Source organism: Roseburia sp. AM23-20 (assembly GCF_003470905.1).
In the GTDB taxonomy this organism is placed as follows: domain Bacteria; phylum Bacillota; class Clostridia; order Lachnospirales; family Lachnospiraceae; genus Roseburia; species Roseburia rectibacter.
In genome coordinates, this window is the sequence record NZ_QRHS01000006.1 from 154,159 (window position 1) to 163,152 (window position 8,994).

An 8,994-nucleotide genomic window follows, 5' to 3' on the forward strand; every position below is an offset into this window, starting at 1 on the left:
TTTATTCCCAGATTTCATCTCCGAGTGATGTAATATATGCTGCAAGTTCGTCCGACATCTGCTCTGCCTCCGGGATACGGATATGTCCAGGTGTGCCGGAGCCATTTTTCGTGTAGAGGAAGTGATGGACTCTGCTGCTTCCAATACGGGTGCAGACTTCATCGATGGAGCGGTCCCAGTTTTTATCATGACACAGGATCGTGGTAGCTAAAATGATCTGTGCTTTTGGATATAGTTCCATCAGTTTTTCGATAAATGCCTGGTAATGTTTTCTCCAGTTTTCGGATTTTTCACTGTCGTAATCTTCTGCCATATAGTCTACCGGATGATTATCGTTTTGTCCGATCGCGACAACGACTACATTCGGGATATATTGGGAAAAATCCCACTGTTTTGTCGGTCCGAGATCCGGGTGGTATTCGATCTTATCATAGCAGGATTCAACACCTTTATAATGAGGTGCGGCAAACCAGCCGGTATCATCTAAAAGTGATATTCCACCCTGTGACGTATCATGGATCTGTGCATTTAATTTGCGCGCCGTCATCCATGCATAGGAATACCAACTGTTTGAGTATTGCCCATCATGCTCCGGGTCCGGTTTTCCGGCATATTCCACAGCCTCTGAAACCTCTCCGCAGGAAACACTGTCACCGAAAAATTCCATTTTACGTTTTGGTTTTTCCGGCAGTGCCAGCACTTTAGCTCCATCCTCGATCTCAAATCCGTAAAATGTAAATGTATGACAGGAATCCATCCTCTTAAATAAAAGCAGTTCATGTGTTCCTTCCGGCAGGTTCTCCGCTAAAGTATAGGTCTTTTTCTCCTCATCGGACGATAAGGTAAAACGCTTCTGTTCCCCGTCTATAAAATATCCCAGCTCATTCGTCCAGCAGGAACGGTGGTTTACGATCACTGCCTTTAAGGATGTTCCGGTAAATTTCATTCCAATTGAGCTGCACGCATAGACAAGAACCGGTGCAAGCCTGTCATCAAAATCAATTCTTCCGCTGTAAGATAACATCTCATTATCTGGTTTAATTATCATGTTCTGAGTTCCCCTCCAAAAATTAAATATGTAAGCAGACTGCCCGCTCCGCGGACATTCCATTATGATAAAATGCACGTTCTGCGGACACTCCATCACACGTTTCATGAATTACGCAACAAGGCTGCCGCAATTTTCATTGCATCTGGCAGCCTGTGTTATGAATTAATTTTATGCTATTAAGGATGAATAGCAGCAATTTTAGCGTCTTCCGATCTCGGTATCTTCCGGAGTTACAACGCTGTTTTCCTTGATGTAATCAATGATATCATCAAGTTCTGTAAATGCAAGACCAACATAGCTGTCTGCAGCACCGTAGTAAATTGCAATTTTTCCGGATTCGGAATCATGGATTGTTGCACATGGGAAGCATACGTTCGGAACAAATCCGCGCTCCTCATACCATTCTTCCGGTGTAAGTAAGAATGTCTCACAACGATATTTTACAATAGATGGATTGTCAATGTCTAAGATTGCTCCACCGATAGAGTATACATAGCCATTGCAGGTTCCGCTTACTCCGTGGTAGAATAACAGCCATCCTTCGGATGTCTCGATCGGAGCAGCACCGCCGCCGATCTTTAAGGACTCCCACCACTCAGAGCCTTTGCCCATTACATGTCTGTGTTTGCCCCAATAGGTAAGATCCGGGCTCTCACTTACGAAAATATCACCAAACGGTGTATGTCCACTGTCAGATGGACGGGATAATAACATGAAGTTTCCGTTGATCTTTCTTGGGAATAATACTGCATTTCTGTTAAACGGAAGGAACGGATTCTCAATTCTTGTGAATGTCTTGAAATCTGTTGTCTTTGCCATACCGATCGCTGCACCGTAAAAATCCTGACACCAGATAATGTAGTAGGTATCTTCTACTTTTACAAGACGTGGATCATATGCGTAGCGCGGCATAAATGGTTTGCCTTCCTCGTCTACGAAATCGATCTTGTTTTCTTCGAAATTCCAGTGGATCGCATCTTTACTTCTTCCAAGATAAATATAAGGGATGCCATTGGTCTGCTCTCCACGGAACACCCCGATAAATCCATCTTCATATGGCATAACAGCACTGTTGAAAATTCTTGCAACACCTTTTACCGGGTTACGTCCGATGATCGGGTTCTCATTGTATCTCCATACCGGTGCTCCTGTTAAGTTTTCCGGTCTTTCCTGCCATGGTACATTTGGTACCGGCTGGCTGATCATTTTATATTTGCTCATTTTCTTCCTCCATCCTTGCGTTTTGGCACGCATATTTCCGATTTTCTTCGTTCTTTCTTTTCAGCTTTTATTTTACATGTAAGAAATCCTCTTTCTTTTCATGCAGAATTTTATGTAACTGTCTTATTTTTCTTCCTTTGCAAGGAACTCTAAATTCTTCTCGATCAGTCCGCATCTCTGTGCCACACACTCAACACTTCTGCCCGGATCCTGTGGTGTGTTAAATACATAATCAACCAGTTTATCCACGGTAGTTGTTGCTACATGCATTCTTGTATCAGAAGATGCATAGTAGATAAATACTTCGTTGTTCTCATTTACGATCGCGCCGTTGGTAAATACAACATTGCTTACATCTCCGACACGTTCCTCGCCCCTCGGTCCGATCAAAAGTCCGGACGGCTCTGCGATCACTTTAGAAGGATCATTTAAGTCTGTTGCAAATGCATAGATGACATAACGGAGTCCTGCTGCGGTGTTGCGGACACCATGTGCAATGTGGATCCAGCCTTTGTCTGTCTTGATCGGAGTTGCACCGGCACCGTTCTTTGCCTCTGTGATTGTGTGGTATTTACGAAGACTTGTCATTTTCTCCTCGTCGATCACTGCATGTGTGATATCTTCGCAAAGTCCAAATCCGATTCCTCCGCCTGATCCGGTTTCAATAAAGTCATCCATCGGTCTTGTGTAGAATGCATATTTGCCATCTACAAATTCCGGATGAAGTACCACGTTTCTCTGCTGCGGAGAATTTAAAGTAACAAGGTTTGGCAGTCTCTCCCAGTTCTTTAAGTCTTTGGTACGGACGATTCCGGCTGCTGCTACGGCTGCGGAAAGATCGTTTACGGTTGTGTCTTTTGATTCAGAACAGAACACACCATAGATGTAACCATCCTCATGTTTAGTCAGACGCATATCATAAACATTTGTCTCTTCTGGACAGGTATCCGGTAAAAGGATCGGATAATCCCAGAAACGGAAACCATCGATTCCGTTATCACTTTCCGCTACGCCAAAGAAAGATTTTCTGTCGTTTCCTTCGATTCTTGCAACCAGATAATATTTTCCGTTCAGCTCAATCGCACCGGAATTCATCACTGCATTGATGCCAAGGCGCTCCATAAAATATGGATTTGTCTCCGGATTTAAGTCATATCTCCATGTAAGCGGGATGTGCTCTCTTGTCAGTACCGGATATTCGTAACGGTCATATACACCATTGTAAAAATCCGATTTTACATTTTTGCGGGAAAGCAGTTTTTCCTGCTTTTCTTTTTCTACATAATATCTCTCATGTAACATTCGTCGAATCTCCATTCTTTTTCTAAAAATAAATGAATCTGTTTTATGCTCCGATTCTGCGGATGACTTCTATACACATTCTTCCATTATGATACGGACATTTCCATGGCTCTACGATCGGTCTGTCTAATATCGGACTTCCATCCTCATTTACCTCCCAGAACCACTCTGAACCATTTCTCTTATCGACCACATAGGTTTTGATGAACTCCCACTCTGCCAGTGCCGCATCCCGGTACTCAGAATGTTCTGTGTTTCTCTCATAACCGTTTAAGAAACCAACAACGGTCTCTGCCTGCACCCACCAGACGCGGTGTGCATTGACCACTCCACGGTCACATTCATTTGCAAGGGAATGACCATCAAATGCTGCCTGATAAATTCTTGAGGTCAGTGTCTTTGTGATCGGTGTCATTTTCTCACGGTAATGTTCATTGTTTAAAACATCGACACCGCGATCCATCAGCCATGCTGTCTCAATGTCATGACCATAAGAATGAAGGTCTAAGATTGTGTTATAGTCTGCATCAAAAAATACTTCCTGACGCTGTTTTGCCGGATTGTATACCTTATCTGCAAAGGTATCCATGATCCACATCAGTCTCTTTCCAACCTTTTCATTTTTTGTCACGCGGTACAATTCTGTATACGCTTCAAAAACATGAAGCAGGGTATTCATTGTCTTGTCTGCAAGTACACCGTTCTCAGAAAGTTTTTCGTTTGATTCCGGTTTGAAATCTCTTGTAAAAGCTTCTAAGTAACCAATCTCATCGGTGCAGCGCTCCTCAATGATATCAAACAGGGAAAAAGCAAGTTCTAACGCTTCTTTATCACCGGCTGCATCATAATAAGAAGACAACGCATAAATGCAGAACGCCTGATTGTAAGTATGCTTGGTTGTATCGAGCGGTGTTCCGTCATAATTTAATGACCAGAAGATTCCTCCATATTCTTTATCGATACAATGATCCCTTAAAAATTCATAACCATGTTTTGCTTCTGCAAGCAGATCTTCTCCCTTAAAACCTGCTTCCTCACATTCCTCTTCCGAAATGCCGCCATCTTTATAAAGTAAATACGCATTTGCAAAAAACCAGGTAATACGGCTGTTTAAAATACATCCTTTTTCTGCTTTTTCATCCAATGCAAGATCATAGGAAAGATAACCGTAATATCCGCCGAACTTATCATCCCGCATACCTCTCCAGAATGGAATGATATGTGTGAGCAGTTCGTGTTTTGCTTCTGCTGCAAGTTCTTTTAACTCACTCATAACCGTTTCCTCTTTCTCTCTTTAGCCTTTTACTGCACCTGCAGCAATTCCACTGTAAATCTGTTTCTGACAGAGGATAAATACGATCAATGCCGGAAGCAGGGAAATGATAACACCTGCACAGATCAGGTTGTACTGACTTCCCATCGGACCAACAAATGTATAAAGTGATGTCGCGATCGTATGTAACTTTTTATCCATCAGATAAAGGTTTGCCATATAGTACTCGTTATAAACACCCACACCCTTTAAAATACAGGATGTAACGATTGCCGGTTTTAATAATGGAAGCATAATCTTCCAGTAAATTGTCCAATAGGATGCGCCATCAATGATTGCCGATTCATCCAGAGATATTGGTATATTTTCCATAAACTGAATGAAAATGTAAATTGAGATAACATCCGTTCCGCACATCAGAATAATATATCCATATAAATGATTGACAAAGTGCAGTGCTGTCATGATATTATATACAGTTACCTGCATTGCAACTGCCGGAAGCAGTGAAGCAAACAAAAACAGGTTTCGGATCAGTCCGTTTCCCGGAAATTTAAAACGGTTTAACACATAAGCAAGCTGTGTTCCGATTATAATGGAAACAACCAGGACAGATACCATAACGATCACGGAATTTAAGAAAGCTCTTCCCATATCCGCTGTCTGAAATGCTTTAATAAAATTATCAAAATTCAGCCAGTTCTCCGGCAATGTCATAACATTGGTCGCCTGATATTCTTCCTGTGTCTTAAATGCTGTAATCACACAGGAGATAACCGGAACAACTGCACAAAGTCCAAAGAAGATCAACGATACATATTCAACGATCAGCCAGAGGATTGCACCAACGGTATAATGTTTTTTTCTTTTCTGCACATTTACATTATGTTTTTTCATCGCCCTATGCCACTCCCTTTCCGACTTTCTTTGCCTGTTTTTCTGCTTTTAATCTTGCACGTTTTGCTTTATAGGACTCATCCTCACTCTCAGCATCACGGAAGATGTATTTAAAGAATAATTTCTGTAAAATCGTACATGCAAAAATGATAAGAAGAAGTACAACTGCCATTGCAGAAGCAAGACCGACTTTCTGGCTTACATGAGCGATCTCATTCATGATTACAAAGTATGTTCCGGTTCCGTTTGCACCATCTGTGATAACGTAAGGCTGTTCAAATGCACTTAAGGAACCTGTAATGGAAAGAATTACGTTTAATGTGATAATTGTTTTGATACTCGGCAGAATAATATGTTTAAACTGCTGAAATTTATTTGCACCATCTAACTCTGCTGCTTCGTAAAGGTCTGCATCTACAGACATGATTGCACCGATAAACAGTACCATGTTCTGTCCAAAATAACGCCATACCGAAGTAGCTACCAAAGACCAGTTGTTGATTGACTGATCTTTCAGCCAGTATGGAAGATTGTCAAGTTCAAATCCGCACCACTGTAAGATCGTATCAAATACAAATCCTCTGGTGTAGAAAAATTTAAAAATAAATCCGATTGCAATACCACTGATCAGATATGGGAAGAACATTAATCCTTTGAAGAAGTTTCCTCCCTTTACCTTAAAACTTAAAATAGTAGCCAGATAAAGTGCAAGTACAAGCTGAATAATCGCACCTACCATATAATAAAGACTGAGCTTTAATGCTCCAAAGCAGTCATCCCTGCGAAATACGTCAATATAATTTTTAAATCCGACAAATTTTCTCTGATCTACCGGAGTTAAATATTTCATCTTATAAAAACTGAATTTTACCATCTCGGCAAAAGGCAGATAAGTAAATACAAACAGCAATAACAGCGGAATTGTCATAAATGCCACACAGATGATCACCTGCTGTCCTTTTCTGCTTTTTGCCCATTTTGTAAAACTGAATGGTTTTTTCCCTTCCATATCCACAATTCCTCCATCCATTGTCTTTTATCCGGGAAGGGGAACCTCCCCTTCCCTTTTGTGGAACTATATTACTCAGTTACTTCAATTCCGTTTGATTCCTGTGCATCAGACCATGCTGTGTTCCATTCGTCCATGATCTCATCAAATGTCTTATCGCCATTGGATGCATGCTCAATGATTGCCTGGATTTTACTGTCTCCACCTGCGTTAATATTTAACTCAGACTCTGCATTCATCTCATTTAAGAAATCTTCCTCGCCAGCTAATGCAGGTTCATCCTCTAAGAATGTTACGCCATCGAAGGAAAGTTTTGTATCTGTGCTGCCGGCTACGATTGGAAGTCCATCCTCGTTGTATGAGAAACCGGATTTTTCTGTCATCCATTTAACAAATACCATAGCTGCTGCTTTTTCATCATCTGTTGCATTTACATTGATACCATAAGAGTAATCAGCACCTGCTGATGCATACTGCTCACCATTTACAGTGATCGGGAATGGCATATAACCGATATCTGCGCCATTTTCACCAGCTGCTTCCATCTGAGGATAAGCCCATGAGCCAAGTACCATACAACCGATCTCACCATTGTTGATCATACCTTTACAGCCCTCCCAGTCAGTTGTTGCAAAGTCATCTTCGATCAGTCCGTCTGCAACTGCATCATAGAGGATCTTGTAAACTGCATAAGCATGTGTATCATCGCCATAATTCTGGAATGGATCTTTTGTATGAACTAACTTCTGGTTCATATATGTATTGTCGCCTGTTGCATTATTTCCGATGTAAGCATCCCATGCTCCCATTGTCCAGCCTGCTGCATAGTTTGTATAAAGTGGGATTGCATCTGTGTTATCTTTGATTTTCTGTAATGCATCGATAAATTCTTCCGGAGTCTTTGGAAGTTCTGCAACTCCTGCTTCTTCAAATACTTTTTTATTGTATACGATACCCTGTGTAGTTGCTGTAGAAGGAACACCGTAAACCTGTCCGCCATACTCCCATGTAGTTGCATAATTGATCTGGGTCTTCATGGTATCAAGATCACCATATGAAATAAAGTAATTGCTTAAGTCTGCCTTATCAACCGCCGGAATCATCATGACTGTCTCATAGTCACCGGACTGTAAATGCATCAGAGCATCATCTGCATAGTTGGTATCGGTTGTAAGTTCAACTGTAATATTTGGATACATTTCATTGAATGCTGCTAAATACTCTTTCCATGTTGTTCCGTTATAATCGTCAGATTCAAGATCTGTTCTGTGGTTGAATAATGAAATTGTTGCTGTCAGATCTGTATAATCCTCACCAAGTTTGATATCTGCATAGGATAAAGATCCGTCTGTGGATGCTGCTGCATCACTGCTCTCGGTAGCTGCTGCATCATTTGTTGCTTCTGCACTGTTATCAGAAGCTGCTCCGTTTGTTGCTCCCCCATTATCTGCTGCATTGTTTGAACCGCCGCATGCTGCCATGCTCATGGTCATAACTGCTACTAATGCAACTGATAAAACCTTTTTTAATTTCATAGAATTTTCCTCCTTTTGATGTTTGTTACTTTGTTTTGTAACTTAATTTAATTATATATTGTTTTGTTTTTTAGTCAACACTTTTTTCTTGTTTTTTAACTTTTTTAAGGCTTTCATTGTGCATTTCGGCACTATAAACAATTCTATTTATCGATTTTTGTGCACTTTTTCACATTTATTTTTCATTTATTTTTGTTATTTAGCTTATTTTAGCCTAATTTGTACAATTAATTATTTTTTATATTAAGCTATGTTTTTGATTGTTTAACTAATTACTTATTTCACCACAGCGTTATCTGCAGAACATCCATAACCTAACAATATAAAATGCTCACCAAATGCTGGTTTGTTTATGAAATAAATCGCCCGTCCCAATGGTGTGTCGCAGGTCTGTGAGTGGCATCTTGCGCAAAGCCGGAGTTAATTTTGGTTCCATTGTACGAAAATAAGAAAAGTCTAAGTGTGTCTGAGTTAGATTTTCTCGGAGTGACGTGACCGGCGTTCAACGAGCCATCCGTGGCTCGTGAAGCCTTGTTCTGCCATCCATGGCAGAACATCACTGTGTATCTACAGACACACTAAGATTTTCTAATTTTCTCCCAAAGTCACAAAATCAGCTCCGGCTTTGCGCAAGATGCCAGCCTCCAGGTTATGAACACCATTTGGGTGGGCGGTTCATCTCAAAACTGGGGGCGTAGGTGCGAAT

General features: G+C 41.0%; 7 protein-coding genes. All 7 read right to left on the reverse strand.

The features are described from left to right. Position 1: 1 nt before the first annotated feature. The 7 genes from DW650_RS07285 to DW650_RS07315 all read right to left on the reverse strand — a co-directional run bounded on the left by DW650_RS07285 (position 2) and on the right by DW650_RS07315 (position 8,288). The gene (locus DW650_RS07285) at positions 2-1,048 is read right to left on the reverse strand and encodes a GDSL-type esterase/lipase family protein (protein WP_118209486.1); all 1,047 of its coding nucleotides are present in this window, start codon (positions 1,046-1,048) and stop codon (positions 2-4) included. A gap of 201 nt (positions 1,049-1,249) precedes the next feature. Further along, entirely contained in the window at positions 1,250-2,272 is a 1,023-nt protein-coding gene (locus DW650_RS07290) for a glycoside hydrolase family 130 protein (protein WP_118209487.1), read from the reverse strand. 123 nt (positions 2,273-2,395) lie between these two features. Continuing rightward, the gene (locus DW650_RS07295) at positions 2,396-3,574 is read right to left on the reverse strand and encodes a glycoside hydrolase family 130 protein (RefSeq protein ID WP_055196106.1); all 1,179 of its coding nucleotides are present in this window, start codon (positions 3,572-3,574) and stop codon (positions 2,396-2,398) included. 43 nt (positions 3,575-3,617) lie between these two features. Further along, positions 3,618-4,847, reverse strand: coding sequence for an AGE family epimerase/isomerase (locus DW650_RS07300; protein ID WP_118209488.1), 1,230 nt, complete (start codon positions 4,845-4,847; stop codon positions 3,618-3,620). Positions 4,848-4,868: 21 nt separating this feature from the next. Beyond that, a complete protein-coding gene (locus DW650_RS07305) occupies positions 4,869-5,744 on the reverse strand; it encodes a carbohydrate ABC transporter permease (RefSeq protein ID WP_015520959.1) in 876 nt (291 codons plus the stop codon). Positions 5,745-5,748: 4 nt separating this feature from the next. Then, positions 5,749-6,774, reverse strand: coding sequence for a carbohydrate ABC transporter permease (locus tag DW650_RS07310; protein ID WP_118209489.1), 1,026 nt, complete (start codon positions 6,772-6,774; stop codon positions 5,749-5,751). Positions 6,775-6,824: 50 nt separating this feature from the next. Continuing rightward, a complete protein-coding gene (locus DW650_RS07315) occupies positions 6,825-8,288 on the reverse strand; it encodes an ABC transporter substrate-binding protein (RefSeq protein ID WP_118209490.1) in 1,464 nt (487 codons plus the stop codon). Between the last annotated feature and the right edge of the window lie 706 nt (positions 8,289-8,994).

What these genes read in the sequence shown, in the direction of transcription:
- DW650_RS07305 (WP_015520959.1), bottom strand. Translation starts at nt 5,744, where the DNA reads ATGAAAAAACATAATGTAAATGTGCAGAAAAGAAAAAAACATTATACC.
- DW650_RS07310 (WP_118209489.1), bottom strand. Translation starts at nt 6,774, where the DNA reads ATGGATGGAGGAATTGTGGATATGGAAGGGAAAAAACCATTCAGTTTT.
- DW650_RS07290 (WP_118209487.1), bottom strand. Translation starts at nt 2,272, where the DNA reads ATGAGCAAATATAAAATGATCAGCCAGCCGGTACCAAATGTACCATGG.
- DW650_RS07285 (WP_118209486.1), bottom strand. Translation starts at nt 1,048, where the DNA reads ATGATAATTAAACCAGATAATGAGATGTTATCTTACAGCGGAAGAATT.
- DW650_RS07295 (WP_055196106.1), bottom strand. Translation starts at nt 3,574, where the DNA reads ATGTTACATGAGAGATATTATGTAGAAAAAGAAAAGCAGGAAAAACTG.
- DW650_RS07315 (WP_118209490.1), bottom strand. Translation starts at nt 8,288, where the DNA reads ATGAAATTAAAAAAGGTTTTATCAGTTGCATTAGTAGCAGTTATGACC.
- DW650_RS07300 (WP_118209488.1), bottom strand. Translation starts at nt 4,847, where the DNA reads ATGAGTGAGTTAAAAGAACTTGCAGCAGAAGCAAAACACGAACTGCTC.